This window comes from Myxococcus sp. CA023 (genome assembly GCF_010998615.1).
Lineage (GTDB): Bacteria > Myxococcota > Myxococcia > Myxococcales > Myxococcaceae > Myxococcus.
The window spans coordinates 17,337-34,087 of record NZ_JAAEAH010000099.1 but is presented as its reverse complement, the minus strand read 5'-3'; the positions used below and the strand labels follow the sequence as shown (position 1 = coordinate 34,087).

Annotated in this window: 13 protein-coding genes; 8 read left to right on the top strand and 5 right to left on the bottom strand. The window is 71.5% G+C overall.

Annotated features, from left to right (window positions below):
* Positions 1-56: 56 nt before the first annotated feature.
* Positions 57-2,348 (bottom strand): PAS domain S-box protein, encoded by a 2,292-nt coding sequence (locus F8M74_RS32640; protein WP_141256984.1) that lies wholly within the window; start codon positions 2,346-2,348, stop codon positions 57-59.
* A 153-nt stretch (positions 2,349-2,501) separates the two neighbouring features.
* Here F8M74_RS32640 and F8M74_RS32635 point away from each other — a divergent pair, with 153 nt between their 5' ends.
* The 4 genes from F8M74_RS32635 to F8M74_RS32620 all read left to right on the top strand — a co-directional run bounded on the left by F8M74_RS32635 (position 2,502) and on the right by F8M74_RS32620 (position 10,244).
* Positions 2,502-3,092, top strand: coding sequence for a DUF2378 family protein (locus tag F8M74_RS32635; RefSeq protein ID WP_141256983.1), 591 nt, complete (start codon positions 2,502-2,504; stop codon positions 3,090-3,092).
* 117 nt (positions 3,093-3,209) lie between these two features.
* Positions 3,210-8,513, top strand: coding sequence for an excinuclease ABC subunit UvrA (gene uvrA / locus F8M74_RS32630; protein WP_141256982.1), 5,304 nt, complete (start codon positions 3,210-3,212; stop codon positions 8,511-8,513).
* Between the two features lie 35 nt (positions 8,514-8,548).
* Positions 8,549-9,139, top strand: a complete 591-nt coding sequence (locus tag F8M74_RS32625) for a glutathione peroxidase (RefSeq protein WP_141256981.1) — start codon at positions 8,549-8,551, stop codon at positions 9,137-9,139.
* A 130-nt stretch (positions 9,140-9,269) separates the two neighbouring features.
* A complete protein-coding gene (locus tag F8M74_RS32620) occupies positions 9,270-10,244 on the top strand; it encodes a DUF5996 family protein (protein WP_216620525.1) in 975 nt (324 codons plus the stop codon).
* Between the two features lie 56 nt (positions 10,245-10,300).
* On the opposite strand, the gene F8M74_RS32615 is transcribed toward F8M74_RS32620, so the two are convergent.
* On the bottom strand, positions 10,301-10,882 hold the full coding sequence (locus F8M74_RS32615; RefSeq protein ID WP_141256979.1) for a DUF4136 domain-containing protein: 582 nt from the start codon (positions 10,880-10,882) through the stop codon (positions 10,301-10,303).
* Positions 10,883-11,222: 340 nt separating this feature from the next.
* Here F8M74_RS32615 and F8M74_RS32610 point away from each other — a divergent pair, with 340 nt between their 5' ends.
* Positions 11,223-11,747, top strand: a complete 525-nt coding sequence (locus F8M74_RS32610) for a hypothetical protein (protein WP_141256978.1) — start codon at positions 11,223-11,225, stop codon at positions 11,745-11,747.
* 28 nt (positions 11,748-11,775) lie between these two features.
* Here the strand turns inward: F8M74_RS32610 and F8M74_RS32605 are convergent, their stop codons facing one another.
* The 3 genes from F8M74_RS32605 to F8M74_RS32595 are packed head-to-tail and all read right to left on the bottom strand — an operon-like array spanning position 11,776 to position 13,450.
* A complete protein-coding gene (locus F8M74_RS32605; RefSeq protein WP_141256977.1) occupies positions 11,776-12,297 on the bottom strand; it encodes a hypothetical protein in 522 nt (173 codons plus the stop codon).
* Positions 12,294-12,809: a zf-HC2 domain-containing protein gene (locus F8M74_RS32600; protein ID WP_141256976.1), complete on the bottom strand. Its 516-nt coding sequence runs from the start codon at positions 12,807-12,809 to the stop codon at positions 12,294-12,296. Before F8M74_RS32600 ends, F8M74_RS32605 begins: the two co-directional genes overlap by 4 nt.
* Positions 12,809-13,450, bottom strand: a complete 642-nt coding sequence (locus F8M74_RS32595; protein ID WP_141256975.1) for an RNA polymerase sigma factor — start codon at positions 13,448-13,450, stop codon at positions 12,809-12,811. The genes F8M74_RS32600 and F8M74_RS32595 overlap by 1 nt, the downstream gene beginning before the upstream one ends.
* Before the next feature lie 171 nt (positions 13,451-13,621).
* Between F8M74_RS32595 and F8M74_RS32590 the strand changes: the two genes are divergently transcribed.
* From F8M74_RS32590 to F8M74_RS32580, 3 genes are all read left to right on the top strand, one after another.
* Positions 13,622-14,200 (top strand): TIGR02265 family protein, encoded by a 579-nt coding sequence (locus tag F8M74_RS32590; protein ID WP_228560639.1) that lies wholly within the window; start codon positions 13,622-13,624, stop codon positions 14,198-14,200.
* A gap of 140 nt (positions 14,201-14,340) precedes the next feature.
* Entirely contained in the window at positions 14,341-15,510 is a 1,170-nt protein-coding gene (locus F8M74_RS32585) for a YcaO-like family protein (protein ID WP_141256974.1), read from the top strand.
* Positions 15,507-16,670: a TfuA-like protein gene (locus tag F8M74_RS32580; protein ID WP_141256973.1), complete on the top strand. Its 1,164-nt coding sequence runs from the start codon at positions 15,507-15,509 to the stop codon at positions 16,668-16,670. The genes F8M74_RS32585 and F8M74_RS32580 overlap by 4 nt, the downstream gene beginning before the upstream one ends.
* The last annotated feature ends 81 nt before the right edge of the window (positions 16,671-16,751 follow it).

Sequence of the window (16,751 nt, the reverse complement as noted above, 5' to 3'; positions counted from 1 at the left end):
GGATAGGGGCAGGGGGTGAGGGGGCCTGTCCAAATCTTCCACAGGCTGACAATTCGCTATGCGTGCGCGAGCCGTTCCTGGATCAGGGAGAGGAGTTCCCTGCCAGCGAACGGCTTTTCCAGATGGGGGCTTGGTACCGACTCCAGGAAGGCGCGGGCCTGAGGCGTCACCGCGCCGCCGGTGAGGAAGATGACCCGCTGGGCCTGCTCGGGGTGGCGGGCCTGGAGGGCGGAGTAGAAGTCCATCCCACTCATGCCCGGCATCATCAGGTCGCAGAAGACGACGTCGAAGCGCTCGCCGGCCTCGATGCGCTCCAAGGCCTCCTGGGCCCGGGTGAAGAGGGTGACGTCGTGGTGCGGACGCAGCGTACGCCCCAGGGCCGTGCAGACGAGTGGCTCGTCGTCCACCACCAGCACGCTGCCCCGTTTCTCCGTGGGGGCGGGCGGCGGAGCGAGCGGTGGGCGCTCGGTCCCGAGCCGCTGGGAGGGGGCCAGGAGCACCTGGAAGGTGGAGCCCCTGCCCGGCTCGCTCGTCGCATGGATTTCCCCACCCAGGGCCGTCACCAGGCTGTGGCAGATGGACAGGCCCAGTCCGGTGCCCACCCCGGGCTCCTTGGTGGTGAAGAAGGGGTCGAACAGGCGCGGCAGGTGTTCCTTGGCGATACCGGCGCCCGTGTCCGACACCTCCACGCAGACGTGGCCGTTGCCCGAAAGGCGGGTGACGACGCGGATTTCATGGCGCTCCGGCGTCCCGGAGGGAATGGCCTGGGCGGCGTTCACCAGCAGGTTGAGGAACACCTGTCCCAACCGTGACTCGTTGCCGACCACGGTGGGGACTGCGTCGAGCTGCTTCACCAGGCGGGCGCGGTGACGAATCTCCGTGGTGGCCAGGTTCAGCGTGGACTCCAGCACCTGCCGGACGTCCACTTCCGCGCTCTCCGCTGAGTCCACCCGGCTGAACGTCTTCAAGTCCCGGACGATGCTGCGCACCCGGTCGGCGCCCTGCTGCGCCTCGGCGAGCGCGGCCTGGGCGCTGGCCACCGCCTCCGCCAGCCGGGGCTCCATGTTTCGGGTACCGGTGGGCAGCACGCCGGCGAGCTCCTCGCGCGCGAAGGCCAGGTTGGCGGTGAGGTAGGCCAGGGGGTTGTTGATTTCGTGCGCCACGCCCGCGGCCAGTGTGCCGACGGAGGCCATGCGCTGCGCGAGCATCAGTCGCGCCTGCATCTGGTATCGCTCCGTCAAGTCATGGGAGACGGAGACGATGGCGTCCTCGCCGTCGAAGGGCAGGGGAAAGGTGGTGGACTCCACGTGCAGCACGCTGCCGTCGCGTTTGACCATCTGCCGCTCCTGGAGCGCCGCGCGGCCGGTGCGGATGGCTGCGTGCATGCGCGCGTCGGCGCTGGCGAAGTCCTCCTTCGGGATGATGTCGGAGATGTGCTTGCCCAGCAGCTCGTTCACGCTCTCGTAGCCCAGGGCCGTGGCGACCTTGAGGTTGGCGTAGCGCACGCGCGAGTCGGTGTCGAAGACGGCGACCAGGTCCGGCAGGCTGCCGATGAGGGTGCGGAAGCTCACCTCCGAGCGGCGCAGGCCTTCCTCGGCGCGCTTGAGCGGGGTGATGTCCGGGAAGAAGGCGATGATGTGGGGCGTGCCCCCGTAGGGCACCAGACCCATGAAGAGCAGCGTGTGCCGCAGCTCGCCCTCGCGGGTGCGGTACTGCGCGTCCACGCCGCGCACCGTGCCGTGGCGCCGCAGCGTGTCCACGATTTGCGAGCGGTCCAGGGGCGCCTGCCACAGCGCCAGCTCCACCGTGGTGCGCCCGATGACCTCCTCGCGCGTGTAGCCGAAGAGTTCGAAGTAGGCTTCGTTGGCCGCCACCACGCGCCCCTCGGTGATGGTGGTGATAGACGTGGGCACGGGGCTGACGGCCAGCAGCGTCTCCTTCAGGTCATCTCCGAAGGGTAGGCCCTTGCGGCCCTCGCGCCGGACGAAGCGGCGGTGGGCCAGCTCCAGCCGCAGCGCCAGTTCCTCCTCGTCCACGGGCCACGCGAGCAAATCATCGGCGCCGGCTTCCAGGACGGGCCGCAGGCTGCCCAGCGCGCCCCGGTGGCCCAGGAGCAGCAACACGGATTCCTCACCGCCGGGCAGGCTGCGCAGCGCGCGCACCAGCGGGACGCGGGAGGTGTCCGTCCGTGCATCCACCACCACCAGCGCGCACGTTCCGCTGCGCCACGCGGCGGGCACCTCCGCCTCGCGCGTCACGGTGACCACCGTGTGTCCCTGCTCACGCAGCCAGGACTCGACTGGCGCCAGGTCCGCCCCTCCCCCCTGGGTGACAATCAGGACCCGCATGGGACACCTCTTGATGACGAACGCTCATCGTTACACGACGTCTGCTGTTGTAAAAGCGGTGTGCCGTGCCGGTGTGGCGTGCAGGTGACGAAGCGCCCGGGCTGATACACTGGCCTCAGGACCGGGGTGGACCGGTGGAGACAGGGGGAACTCATGGAACGGCGGGGCTTTGACGACAAGACGGCCACCGAGCCGCGGAAGCCACCACCGTTGCCGGTGCAGGTGCCTCGGCGGAACTTCGAAGGGCTCTTCGTCCATGCGTTGAAGCCCACGGGGCCCTTCGCCCAGTCCTTGCGAGACATTGGCTACGACATGGAGGCGTCGCAGGAGTACTACCCGCTGGCGGTGTGGCGGGCCGCGTTGGGGGTGGCCCGTCGCCATGCCTGCGTGGGGCAGCCGCCCGAGGCGGCCAACCGCGTCCTGGGGCACCGCTATGTGGAGGGGTTCGCCCAGACGCTGGTGGGTCGCATCTTCGCCACCGCCGCGCCCCTGCTGGGGACGGAGCGGTGTCTGACGCGACTGCCCACGTATCTGCGGGCGGGGCGCGAGGACATGAAGATGCTGCTGGAGCCGGTGCAGGCGGGGGAATGGCGCATCCGCGTCGTGGACCCGGACCCGCTGCCGGACTTCGTCGCCGGCGTGGTGGAAGGCGTCCTGCTGCGCACCAAGGTGTTGCCCCAGGTGGAGGTGCTGGAGCGGCAGACCACGGGGTACGCCCTGCGGGTGCGCTGGACGGGCGCCTGAGCGGGCCCCTGGGCTCCGGGGGGCCGCCTCATCGCCAGTCAGGGAGGCGAGTGCCCACAGGTGCTCCCTCAGTTGTGATTGGCGGCGAAGTGTCCAGTCGTTAAACCTGCCACCCGTATGCACAAGACTCACCTCGTTGGCGCGCGCACGCACAACCTGAAGGACCTGTCGGTCGACCTCTCGGAAGGAGAGTTCGTCTGCGTCACTGGCGTCTCTGGCGCCGGTAAGTCGAGCCTGGCGCTCGACACCCTGTATGCCGAGGGGCAGCGGCGCTTCGTGGAGAGCTTCAGCCCGTACGCCCGGCAGTTCCTCGAGCGGCTGGAGCGGCCGCCCATGGACGCCCTGGAGCCCGTGGCCGCGGGCGTGGCCGTGGACCGGCGCGCGCCCGTGAAGAGCTCGCGCTCCACGGTGGCCACGCTGGCGGACGTGGAGCCGTACCTGTCCGCGCTCTTCACCCGTGAAGCCGTGCCCGTCTGCGGCACCTGCGGCGTGGAGGCGGTGCGGACGGACGCGCGCGTGGCGGCGGCCGCGGCCATTCGCGAGCACACGGACGCGCAGGCCATCCTCACCTTCCCGCTGCGCATCCCCGACACGGCGGCCTTCCTGGACGCGCGGGCCCGGCTGCTGAAAGATGGCTACCACCGGCTGATGGTGCAGGGCGAGGTGAAGGAGCTGGAGTCGCTCCGCCCCGCCGAGGCGACCGACCCGGCTGGAATCGCGCGCGTGGTGGTGGACCGGGTGAAGCTGACGAACGCGCAGCTGTCGCGCGTGACGCAGGCCCTGGAGGACGCGTGGAACCGCGCGGACGGTGAGGCGCACCTCTTCGTCCCTGGGCAGAGCGTGCCCCAGCGGCTGCGGCGCGGGCTGGTGTGCCCCAAGTGCGCGCGGGAGTTCGAGGCCGCGCGGCCCGGCCTCTTCAGCTACCAGTCGCCGGTGGGCGCGTGCGCCGCGTGCCGCGGGTTCGGCCGCACCATTGGCATCGACTGGGGCAAGGTGATTCCCAACCCCGAGCTGAGCCTGTCGCAGGGGGCCATCCGTCCGTGGTCCGGCCAGTCCACCACGTGGGAGCGCGGCATGCTCCAGCGCTGGTGCAAGGCGCGGGGGATTCCGTGGGATAAGCCCTGGGGCCTGCTGACGCCCGAGCAGCGCGAGTCGGTGCTGGAGGGCGAGGGCGACTACGACGAGGGCCGCGCCTATCCGGGCGTCCGCGCGTGGTTCCGGTGGATGGAGGGCCGCACGTACAAGATGCACGTGCGCGTGCTGCTGGCGCGCTATCGCGCCTACACGTTGTGCGAGAGCTGTGGCGGCGGACGCCTCAACGCCCAGGCGCGTGCGTACCGCGTGGGCGGGCTGGATTTGCCGTCGTGGCACCACCTGGAGCTGACGGATGCGCTGGCGCGGCTGGACGCGCTGCGCACCACCACGGGGCAGGGCGAGCTGGCGCGGCGCGAACTGACCGGTCGCCTGCGCTACCTCCAGCGGGTGGGCCTGGGCTACCTCACGCTGGACCGCCCCGCGCGCACGCTGTCGGGCGGCGAGGCGCAGCGCGTGTCCCTGACGGCCGCGCTGGGCACGTCCCTCACCGGCGCGCTCTTCGTGTTGGATGAGCCCACCGTGGGCCTGCACCCGGGCGACGTGCCTCCGCTGACGGAGGCCATCGCGGAGCTGGCGGAGCGGGGCAACATCGCGCTGGTCATCGAGCATGACCCGCTGGTCATCCGCTCAGCGCACCGCGTGCTGGAGCTGGGGCCCGGGGCCGGGAAGCAGGGCGGACAGCTCGTCTTCGACGGGACGCCGGAGGCGCTGGCGAAGAAGCAGGACCTGCCCACGGGGCGGCTGCTGGCCGGCGTGGACGAGGTGCCGCGCACGCCGCGCACGCGCACCGGGGCGTTGGTGATTCGGGGTGCCCGCGAGCACAACCTGAAGGACCTCACGGTGGAGGTGCCCCTGGGCGTGCTGTGCGCGGTGACGGGGCCCAGCGGCTCGGGCAAGAGCACGCTGATGGACGAGGTGCTGTACCGGCACCTGGCGCGGCGGCTGGGCGTGAAGGACGTGGAGGCCCCCGGCGCGGTGGACGCGGTGGAGGGCATGGAGGTGGTGAAGGCCATCACCCTGGTGGACCAGTCCCCGCTGGGGCGCACCTCGCGCGGCAACGCGGCCACGTACACCAAGGCGTGGGACCGGCTGCGCGAGCGCTTCGCCTCCGAGCCCGACGCGGAGGTGCGCGGCCTCACGGCGGCGCACTTCTCCTTCAACGTCGACAAGGGCCGCTGTGAGGCTTGCTCGGGCGAGGGCTACGAGACGGTGGAGATGCAGTTCCTCGCCGACGTGGCGCTGCTGTGCGCGGTGTGCCGCGGCCGGCGCTTCAAGGAAGAGGTGCTGGCCGTCCGCCACCAGGGCTTCAGCGTGGCCCAGGTGCTGGAGATGACGGTGGACGAGGTGCTCCAGCACTTCGGCGGCGACGCGGCGCTGAAGCGCACGCTGGGCCCCGTGGCGCGGCTGGGGCTGGGCTACCTGCCGCTGGGGCAGCCGTTGTCCACGCTGTCCGGGGGCGAAGCGCAGCGTTTGAAGCTGGCGCGGGCGCTGGCAAGCGAGGCGCAGGGGACGCTGTTCCTCATCGACGAGCCCAGCGCTGGCCTGCACGCGGAGGACGTGCGCCACGTCATCACCGCGCTGAATGCGCTCGTGGACTTCGGCGCGAGCGTGCTGGTGGTGGACCACGACGTGGCGGTGATGAAGGCCTCGGACTGGGTCATCGACCTGGGACCCGTGGGCGGCCGTGACGGTGGCGGGCTGGTCGCCGAAGGGACGCCGGAGGACGTGGCTCGCGGAAAGGGCGCCACCGCCCAGGCACTGCGGGGCGAGCGCAAGCCGCTGGGCCGCGCGGTGAAGCTGCGCAAGCCGGGCAAGGGCGAGGTTCCCGCCATCGAGGTGGAGCACGCGCGCGAGCACAACCTCCAGGACGTGTCGTGCCGCATCCCGCTGGGGAAGATGACCGTCGTCACCGGGCCGAGCGGCTCGGGCAAGAGTTCGCTCGTCTTCGACGTGGTGTTCGCGGAAGGCCAGCGCCGCTTCCTGGAGACGCTGAGCCCCTACGCGCGGCAGTTCCTGCCCTCCATGCCGCGTCCGGATGTGGAGCGCATCAGCTCGCTGCCGCCGTCGGTGGCGCTGGAGCAGCGCACCTCGCGAGCGGGAGCCACCAGCACCGTGGCCACCGTCACCGAGGTGGCCCACTACCTGCGCCTTCTGTTCGCCAAGCTGGGCGAGCCGCACTGCCCGAATGACGACTCGCCCATCACCTCCATGTCGCCGGACGTGCTCTTCGCGCAGCTCACGGCGATGAAGGGCGAAGGCACGTTGCTGGCGCCCGCGGTGCGTTCCCGCAAGGGCACCTACCTGGACATCTTCGCGGCGGCGGCGCGCGCGGGAATCTCGCGGGCCATCGTCGACGGGAAGCTCGCGTCCACGGATGACCCGCCGCGCCTGGCGAAGACGCGTGAGCACGACATCGACCTCGTCATGTACGAGGGCAAGCTGTCGAAGCTGGACCGCGACGTCTTCGAGAAGGCGCTGGGCTGGGGCCAGGGCGCGGTGAAGGTGGACGCCGGCAAGGGCGAGACGCTGCTGTCCACCGAGCGCACCTGTCCCAAGTGCGGCACCGCCGTGCCGGAGCTGGACCCTCGCTGGTTCTCCTTCAACACGAAGCAGGGCCGCTGCGAGTCATGCGAGGGCACCGGCATCCAGGGCGGCGCCGAGGCGATGGCCGAGGGCGAAGTCGCGCCGTGCCGCACGTGCGGTGGCAGTCGGCTGGCCCCCGTCCCCCGGGGCGTGCGGCTGGAGGGCGCGCGCTACCACGAGGTGGTGCAGCAGTCCGTGGCGTCCACGCTGACGCGGGTGCGCGGCTGGAAGTTCAAGGGGGACCGGGCGCTCCTGGGCGAGCCGTCCCGCCAGGAGCTGCTGCGCCGCATGGAGTTCCTGGAGCGCGTGGGCCTGGGCTATCTGTCCCTGGACCGCAACGCCGCCACGCTGTCGGGCGGGGAGATGCAGCGGCTGCGCCTGTCCGCACAGTTGGGCGCGGGCCTCACCGGCGCCATGTACGTGCTGGACGAGCCCACCATCGGCCTGCACCCGCGCGACACGCACCGGCTGTTGGACAACCTTCGCGCCCTGGTGGCCACGGGCTCCACGGTGCTGGTGGTGGAGCATGACTCGGACACCATCCGCGCGGCGGACCACCTGCTGGACCTGGGGCCCACGGGCGGCCGGGGTGGCGGGCACATCCTGGCGGAGGGGCCGCCGGACGTGGTGCTGGAGAGTGATTCGCCCACCGCGCGGGCCTTGAAGGAGTCGCAGGTGCGGCCTCCCTCGGGCCGGGGCGAGGCGAAGCAGTGGATTGAGCTCAAGGGGGCGCGGGCCAACAACCTGAAGCGCGTGGACCTGCGGCTGCCGGTGGGGCGGCTCAACGTGGTGTCCGGCGTGTCGGGCTCCGGGAAGAGCACGCTGATTCGCCAGGTGCTGTACCCGGCGCTGCGCGAGAAGCTGGACCGCGTCACGGCGAAGCCCGGCCCCTTCACCTCGCTGCACGGGGCGGAGGCGGTGAAGCGCGTGTTGTCGGTGGACCAGTCACCCATCGGCCGCACGCCGCGTTCGGTGCCGGCGACGTTCCTGGGCATCTGGGACGAGCTGCGTCGCGTGTTCGCGGCCACGCCCGAGGCGAAAATCAAGGGCTTCACGCCCACGCGCTTCTCCTTCAACTCGGCCAGTGGCGGCCGGTGCACCGCGTGCGACGGGCAGGGCGCCATCTCCCATGAGATGTCCTTCCTCCCGGACGTGGTGACGCCGTGCGAGGCCTGCAACGGCGCGCGCTTCGACGCGGCCACGCTGGAGGTGCGCTACCACGGGCTCACCATTGGCGACGTGCTGCGCCTGTCCGCTGACGAGGCCAAGGAGGTCTTCAAGGCGCTGCCCCGCGTGGCCGCGCCGCTGGAGTGCCTGGCCGACCTGGGCGTGGGCTACCTCCAACTCGGCCAGGGCTCCAACACCCTGTCCGGCGGTGAGGCCCAGCGCTTGAAGCTGGCGGCCGAGCTGACGGCCTCCGCCCGGCACGAACCCACGCTGTACGTGCTGGACGAGCCCACGACCGGCCTGCACCTGGGCGACGTGGAGAAGCTCATCACCTTCATGGGCCGTCTGGTGGACCGCGGCGACACGTTGGTGGTCATCGAGCACCACCCGTCCGTGATTGGCGCCGCGGACCACGTGGTGGAGCTGGGGCCCGATGGTGGCGAGGCGGGAGGCCACATCGTCGCGGAGGGCACGCCCCGCGAGGTGGCGAAGCAGAAGTCGCCCACCGGCCGGGTGCTCAAGTCGCTCTTTTCGGATGAGGACACACGCTCGCGTGCCGCGGCGCGGCGGGCGTGAAACGGGCGGGGGACTGGGGCATCCTGGGGAGCGGCATGAAAACCCTCCCCCTATTGACCCTGGCCTCGGCGCTGGCTTTCACCCCGGCGCTCGCCGCGGCGCCGAAGCCTCCTCCCCCCGCGAAGTCCGAACCCACGAGTGAGAAGAAGCCCATGTCCCTCCATGACCTCTCCGTCAACCGGCTCGATGGCAAGCCGGAGAAGCTGTCCGGCTACCAGGGCAAGGTCGTCCTGGTGGTGAACACCGCGTCGGAATGTGGCTACACGCCGCAGTACGCGGGCTTGGAGAAACTCCACCAGGAATACAAGGACAAGGGCCTGGTGGTGGTGGGCTTCCCGTCCAACGATTTCGGCGGCCAGGAGCCGGGCTCGTCGGAGGAGATCAAGAAGTTCTGTGAGCTGCGCTACAAGGTCACCTTCCCCATGTTCGAGAAGGTGAAGACGAAGGGGGACGGCCAGTCGCCCGTCTACGCGTTCCTGTCGCAGCACCACCCCGCGCCCAAGTGGAATTTCCACAAGTACGTGGTGGGCAAGGACGGCCAGGTGAAGGCCGGCTTCCCCAGCGCGGTGACGCCAGACAGCGCGGAGCTGAAGGCGGCCATCGACAGCGCGCTCGCGCAGCCGTAGTCCCCGAAAGGGCGCGTGGGGGCTGGCCCTCTGGTCCCCGCCCTGGTGGCATGCGGCCCTGGCTGGCGCCCTGGCATGGGCGCCGGTGGGGGCTCACCCTGAATGCCGACTCGGCTTGAAGGGAGGCTCCATGGACATCCGGGACACGGTGTGGCCGCCGCTGCCGCTGGAGGCGTGGCAGGACACCTACGCCACGTTGCACCGGTACACGCAGGTCGTCGGCAAGGTGAAGCTGGCGCTGACGCCGCCGCAGAACCACTGGTGGAACGTCGCGTTCCGCGTGACGGCGCGGGGCATGACGACGGGGCTCATTCCATTCGGACATGGCGCCTTCGAGGTGGACTTCGACTTCCGCTCGCACGAACTGCACGTGCACGCCAACCGTGGGCCGTCCCGGGTGATGGCGCTGGAGCCCCGGCCCGTCGCGGAGTTCTACCGGGACTTCATGGCGACGCTGCGCTCCATGGGCATCGACGTGCGCATCTGGGAGCAGCCCGTCGAGATTCCCGACGACACCACGCCCTTCGGTGAGGACTGGCACCACGCCAGCTATGACGGTGAAGCCGTGGAGCACTGGTGGCGGGCGCTGCTGCAGGCCACGCTCGTCTTCGAGGACTTCCGCGCGCGCTTCACCGGCAAGTGCAGCCCGGTGCACTTCTTCTGGGGGAGCTTCGACCTGGCGGTGACGCGCTTCTCCGGCCGGCCCGCGCCAGCGCGCCCCGGGGCGGACCCCATCACCCAGGAGGCCTACTGCGAGGAGGTCAGCAGCGCGGGCTTCTGGCCCGGCATGCAGGCCACGGGCGGCGCGGCCTTCTACAGCTACGCGGCCCCGGAGCCGGAGGGCTTCGCGCGCGCCAGCGTGCGCCCGGCCCAGGCCCGGTACGACGCCAACATCAAGGAGTACCTGTTGGCGTACGACGACGTGCGGCGCGCGGAGGACCCGAAGGCGTACCTGCTCGACTTCCTCCAGAGCACCTACGAGGCCTGCGCGGACCTGGGCGGCTGGGAGCGGGAGCGCCTGGAGCGGCCGCTCATCGTCCCCGAGTCCCAGCGCGCGGCCCTCGCCGTGGAGGAGGGGACGGTCGCCGAGCAGCCCGCGCCTTGAAGCCCGGCCTCGCGGAGGCGCGTCGCCGCGAGGCCTGTGGGCGCGAAAGGCCCTCCTCACTTCGCCTTGGGTGGGAAGCGCTCCAGCACGTCCTTCACGGCCGCGTCCAGCCGCCGCTGCTGCTTCTCCGCGCTGGCGTTCTCGTCCAGCTCCGCCTGGGCCGTGCCGCGCCAGACGAGCTGCTTGGACTGCGGGTCGACGATGTCGAGGATGAGCGAGCCCTCTTCGTACTCACGCAGCTCCGTCTCCGGCATGGTGACGGCGCCGCCCGCGAAGAAGGGGTCCGTGAAGGGACCGCCCCAGGGATAGCCGTAGTAGGCGTCCACCGTCTCCGCCTTCAGCGCGTTGTGGATGGCGCCGTGCCAGCCGATGAGGAAGTCCGGGTTGGCGGTGGACTCCACCTTCTGGTAGCCGCGCGCCTGCAGGTAGCGGTCCACTGTCTGCTCGACGCGCGCGCCGACGATGGGGTTGTAGACGCGGTCGTCCTTGCCCGTGGGCTGTGGGAGCCAGGCATAGGTGCGGTACCCCTCCAGCTTCTGCGTGGCGGTAGGGTCATAGTTGGTGTTCACGTCGATGCTGGAGCATGCGGCGAAAGCCAGCGCCAGCAGCGGTGGGGCGATTCGGGTCAGCAGCCGCAAGGAAGCCTCCTCGGTGGCGGCGCGGTGCGCGCCGTTGCCTCCCTGACGGTAGCCACGGCATGACGAGGCCCCCTCGGGCTGGATGCCAGGTCCTCCCCGGCCGCGGTGCGAGTCCTCTGCCCCGCGGGAGGGGGGCCAACCCGCACGACGCGCACGGCGATATGAGGGGCACGCCCGGTGCGTTCTCAGGGGTGTCCTCCGTGAGCCGGGCCCCGGGCTCGGAGGCCAATGCTTCATCCGTCTTCCCGCACAGGGGCATGCCGAGAACATCGTCATGCGCTCACGCCTTTCGACGTGGGTGACGGCCGGGCTCCTGTTGGGAGCCTGCGGTTGTGCCGTCATGCCCGAGACCCGCCAGCAGCTGGTGGAGACCACCAGCGGCAATGCCATCTACAAGCTGCCGCCGGACGCCCTGGTGGCGACGGCACGACGCCTGCTCGTGGAGCAGAAGTACGAGCTGCTCCCCAGCTCGGACCCGCTCTACGTCCACACCACCTGGCGCATCCGGGGCAATACGGACCTGGGCGCCAGCTGGTCCCGCATCTTCGTGCAGGCCCATCCGCTATCGGATGGCCGCTCCGTGGTGCGGGCCTACCGGATGGACTACACCACCAACGGGCGCGCGCCCTCGCATCCGAGCATGGGCGCCGGCAATCGGGACGCAAGGCTGGGGGAAGGAGCGGCGGCGGCCTCCGTCGCGGGGGAGCCCCTGTCGCCGACGCGGCCCGTCGTGCGCCGCGCCATGGATATCGAATGGGAGGTGCTGTCGCGTGTGGAGCCCCGGCTCGCCGCCCACCTCGAGGCCCGCGCGGAGTCGTACCTGGCCACCGGCAGGAAGGACCCGAGCGAGCCCACCGAGGAGTGAGCTCGCCGTCAGGCCCCAAGCCCCCGCGTCAGTGCATGCCGTCATCGTATCCGCTGCGCCCCAACGAGTCCTTCCCGGGCTCCCGCTTCATCTTCTGGCGGCCCTCGCTGCGCGCCAGGGCGAGCGCGAGCCGGGCGCGCTTCTCCTGGGGCAGTGTCTTCGCCAGCGCCAGGTACAGCTCCTTGTCGAGCGCCGCGATGCGCTCGCGTGCCTCGAAGGCCCCCAGCGCCGCCGCGTCCACCTGCGCAAGGGCCTCACTGTCGCCTCGCGACGCCCGGTGGAGGATGCGCGCCGCTTCACGCACCTGCTTGCGCAGCGGGCGGCGGCGCTCGTCGAAGCGCTGCAGCGTCTCCTCCAGCTTCAGCGCCTGCGCGTTGTCCAGGTCCAGGACGTCCGACAGCTCCAGCACCTGCCGCAGCCGATGCCGCTGCTCCGCGCGCTCCAGCCGTTCCTCGACGCGGGCCTCGCGCCCGGTGGGCGCGGCCACCGCCACCCAGGGCAGCAGGGCCAGCATCATCACCGCCATCCGCGTTCGCACCCTCGTCGTCACAGCGTCTCTCCCACATCGAAGTCGAACTCTTCGTCCCAGCCCTGGGAGTCCTCGAGCAGCACCGCGTCCAGCGGCTCCAGTCCCGCCCAGGCCTCGATGGCGGCCATCGTCTCCGCGTCCAGTTCCTCGACGTCGGTGGCGGGCGCCGCCGTCACCGGGGCCTCCGGTCCCAGGCCTTGCAGCCGCCACGCGCCGGGCACCAGCAGCACCAACGTCACCGCCGCGGCGGTGGCCATCAGCGCGCCCAGCGTCTTCAAGCCCTGACCCTGGCGCCGGGCGCCGCGCCGCCACTCCGACAGCGTGCGCCGGGGCAGCTCCTGGAGCTCCGTCTTCTCCTGGGGCGACAGCGCGGGCAGCGCCACCAGCGAGAGCAGCTCCTTGGATGCCGCGAGCGCCTGCCGGCACCCCTCGCAGCCCTCCAGGTGCTGGATGAGTCCAAGCGCCTCGTCATCCTCCAACGCCCCCGCGGCGTGCAGGTCCAGCCGCTCTTCCTGGTCAGGGCACGCAGCCATCAGTGCTTCTCCTCGGGCACGCCCACCCGCGCCTTGAGGCGCTTCATCGCATGGTGGAACTGCACCTTCGCATTGTTCTCCGTGATGCCGAGCGTCTCGGCGATGTCCTTGAACGCCAGCCCGCCGTCCACGCGCAGCGTCAGCACCTCGCGCTGGCGGCGGGGCAGGGCGAGCACCTCGGCGCGAACCTGACGTTCGCGCTCGGCCCGCTCCAGCCGGTCCTGCGCGGACTCAGACGGGTCCTCCACCACGTCGTCCAGCCCAGAGGCCACCAGCACCGGGCGCCACCGCTGCCCCTGACGGGCGTGGTTCTTCGCCAGGTTGAGCGCGATGCGCACCAACCAGGCCCGGAAGGGCGCCGGTCCCGACGGCGTGAAGCGCGCGAAGACGCGGCGCGAGGCCTCCAACGCGCGCAGGAAGGCGCTCTGCACCAGGTCCGCCGCGTCCTCAGGGCGCGTCACGTAGCGGCGCACCAGCGAGAAGACGAGCGAGCGGTGCCGCGTCACCAGCACCTCGAAGGCCGCCGGCTCACCCTCCAGGAATGCGCGGCAGAGCGCCTCGTCCGGCGCACGCTCCAGGCCCGCCCGGGCCATGCGCGCCGGCAGGGACACCACCCGGCCGCCTGTCTCCCTGATGCTCACGTGGCTCCAACCCCGGACGGAGATAAAGATTAATTTTGGCCGATTTCAGTCGATGATTTCGGGTTGTCCTTGAATTTCAGGGTGTTGCGCCAGGAAACGTGCCTTCCCGAGTTGATGGCGAGCAGGCCGCGCGGGGACAATGGGTGGGCGGTTGTTACCTGGGACGGGGGCATGTTGACCGAAGGAACTGGCTCACGCATCAAGGGCGGCGTGCTCATTTCGCGGCTCAACATGCTGCGCCAGCACGGTGGGCAGGTCGGGGTGGACGCGGTGCTGCGGCGGCTGCCCGCGGAGGACCAGGCGCTGCTGAGGAAGATGCTGCTTCCCGTCGGCTGGTATCCCCTGGAGTTGAACCTGCGGTTGGACGCGGCCATCGCGGGGGTGATGTCGCCCGAGGACAAGGACCGGGCCTTCCTGGAGATGGGGCGCGCTTCCGCCCATGAGGCGCTGCATGGCCCGCAGCACGTCTTCGTCAAGGCTGGCGAGCCGCACTTCCTGCTGAGCCAGGCGCCGAAAATCTACCGCTTCTATTACGCGGTGGGCTCACGCACCTATGAGCAGACAGGCCCGTGCGCCGCGGTGCTGCGGACGTTCGGCGCGGAGAACGTCACCGAGCCGGACTGTCTCACCATCATCGGCTGGCACGAGCGCGCCATCGAGCTGTGTGGCGGCCGCGCCGTGCACGTCACCCACCCCATGTGCCGCGCCCGGGGCGCACCGCATTGCGAGTACCACTGCACGTGGGAGTGAGCGCCCGTCAGGGGACCCACCGTCGCGGCTGATGCCGCGGTCCGCATCGCCCAGCAGTGCGAGCAACCCACCGTGAAGGCCTTGGGTTTGCCATGGGCCCGCCGGACAGGCGTTAGGCGTTCAGGCTAAGGTCCGCGCCCGTGCGGGCTCCCAAGGACGAGCTGTTTTCGCGGCGGTTTCAACAACGATTGGCCCAGGCCATGGGCGTGACGCGGGTGGCGCGTGTCACCGGGTTGGACCGGACCGGCGTGGAGGTGGCGTGCGCGGTGCGGCCAGGCGGCCACGTCCTCCAGGTGTGCAACGGCAAGGGCCTCTCCTACGACGACGCGGCCTGGGGCGCGCTGCTGGAGACGGCGGAGTTGTGGGCGGCGGAGACGGTGGTGCCGGACGCCTTCGTGTGGGGCTCGCGAGCGGAGCTGGATGGCCACCTGGGCGCGCTGTGGGGCGCGGACGAATTGGGCTCGGCGGGGGTGCTGGTGGCGCCGCGCTTGTGGAGCCCGCACGTGCGCTGTGCCTGGCTCGAGGCGCGGGAGCTGTACTCCGGTGAGCCGGTGTGGGTGCCCGCGCAGGGCCTGCACGTGCCTCCCGCCGGGAGCCCCGCGTTGGGCCCGGTGGCGGTGGCGTGGACGAGCAACGGCTCCGGCGCGCATCCGGACGCGGGGCGTGCCCTGCTGCACGCGCTGCTGGAGGCCACGGAGCGGGACCAGCTCGCGCGGATGATGCCGGAGGGGTGGACGGAAGCGGTCGTCCAGCGGCGGTTGCTGCGAACGCCCGAACTGCTCGAGCTCGCTCCCGCCGTGGAGGCCCTGGCTGGACCGCTGCGTGAGCGGGGCTTTGGTGTGTACCTCTTCGACGCCACGCCCGCCGCGCGCACGCCGGGCGCGGTGGGGCTGCCGGTGGGCGCGGCGGTGCTGGTGGACCTGGAAGAGGGCCCGGTGCCGCTCACCGCGGGTTATGCGTGCGCGTTGACGCGCGAGGCGGCGTTGCTGAAGGCCTTGCTGGAGGCGGCGCAGTCGCGGCTGACGGACATCCACGGCGCTCGCGAGGACGTGGCCGCCGCGGACCGGGAGGCGGCGCGAGGCTTCGCGGAGGCCTGTGCCCAGGTCCGTCCACGGCGGCGCGCCGCGGACATGCCGGACCTGGGGGCGAAGGCGAAGGGCGCCGCGGCGGGGCAGGTGCGTCAGGTGCTGGCGCAGCTCCAGCGAGCGGGCTTCACGCGGGCGGCGGCGGTGGCGATGTCGTCACCGGTCGAGGGCCTTCACGTGCAGAAGGTGGTGGTGCCGGGCATGCGCATCTCGGAGCTCCTATGAAGCGGCGCGCGGACAATCTCGTGGTGTTCCTGGGGCCCTCGCTTCCAGAGGCTGAAGCGAAGCGACTGGCTCCCTGCACGGTGCTGCCCCCCGCGCGCCAGGGTGACGTGTGGCGCGCGCTGCGGCTGCGGCCCCGGGCCATCGCCCTGGTGGATGGCGTCTTCGAGGCACAGCCTTCAGTGTGGCACCACGAGCTGCTGGCGGCGCTGGAGGCGGGCGTGGCCGTCTTCGGAGGCGGCAGCATGGGCGCCCTGCGTGCGGCGGAGCTGGCGCCGCACGGCGTGGTGGGCGTGGGGCGCATCTTCGAGTGGTACCGCGACGGCGACGTGGTGGACGACTCGGAGGTGGCGCTGCTGCACGCGGACGGTGAGCACGGCTGGCGCCCGCTCACGGTGCCCCTGGTCAACGTCCGGCACGCGGCGGCATGCGCGGCCCAGGCCCGGGTGCTGACGCGCGATGCGGCCCGGGCGCTCGTCGACGCCGGCCAGTCCGTCTTCTACCAGGAGCGGACGTGGGCGCGGGTGCTGGGGGTCGTGGCACCTCGCTGGTCCGCGTCCACCCGGGCCGCGTGGGACGCGTGGTTTCCGCGCGGCGCGGAGGACCTGAAGCGACAGGACGCGCTCGCGTGCCTCCGGACGGCGGCGGAGTGGGTGGCCTCGGGGGCGCCCGCGCCGCACGGCGCTCCGCGCGAGCCGTCATCCCTGGTCCGGCGTCGGCGACTGGTGGATGACGTGACGGCGACGCAGGCGGGGACCGTGTCCTCGGGGCAGGTGCTGGACGTCCTTCGTGAGTCCCCGAACGCGCCGGCGCTGGCCGAGGCGGGGTTGCGGCGGGCGCTGCTCGCGGGCTGGGCGCGCACCCTGGGACTGGGCGTCTCCGATGCCGAGGTGGCTGAGGAAGAGGCCCGTTGGTGGCAGGCCCAGCGCGTGCCCGCCTCGCGCCGTGAGGCCCACCTCGCGCGCCTGGGATTGGACGCGGTGGGGCTGCGGCGGCTGTGTGGGGAGCTCGCGCTGGAGCGGCTCGTCCTGGCGCATTCGGCGCGCCTGCTGCCGGACGGCCCGTCCTGGGACGAAGCGCTGGCCGCCGAGGCCCGGCTGCGCGGTGCCTGGGCGGACGCCGCCGAGGCGGTGGACCCGACGGAGGGCGTTGGGTCCTCCTGAGCAGCGGACTTACCTCGCGGGTAAGTGAAAACGTGACATCCCCGGGGAAAAGGATAGGGTCAACCCTGGAGGTTGCCCTTG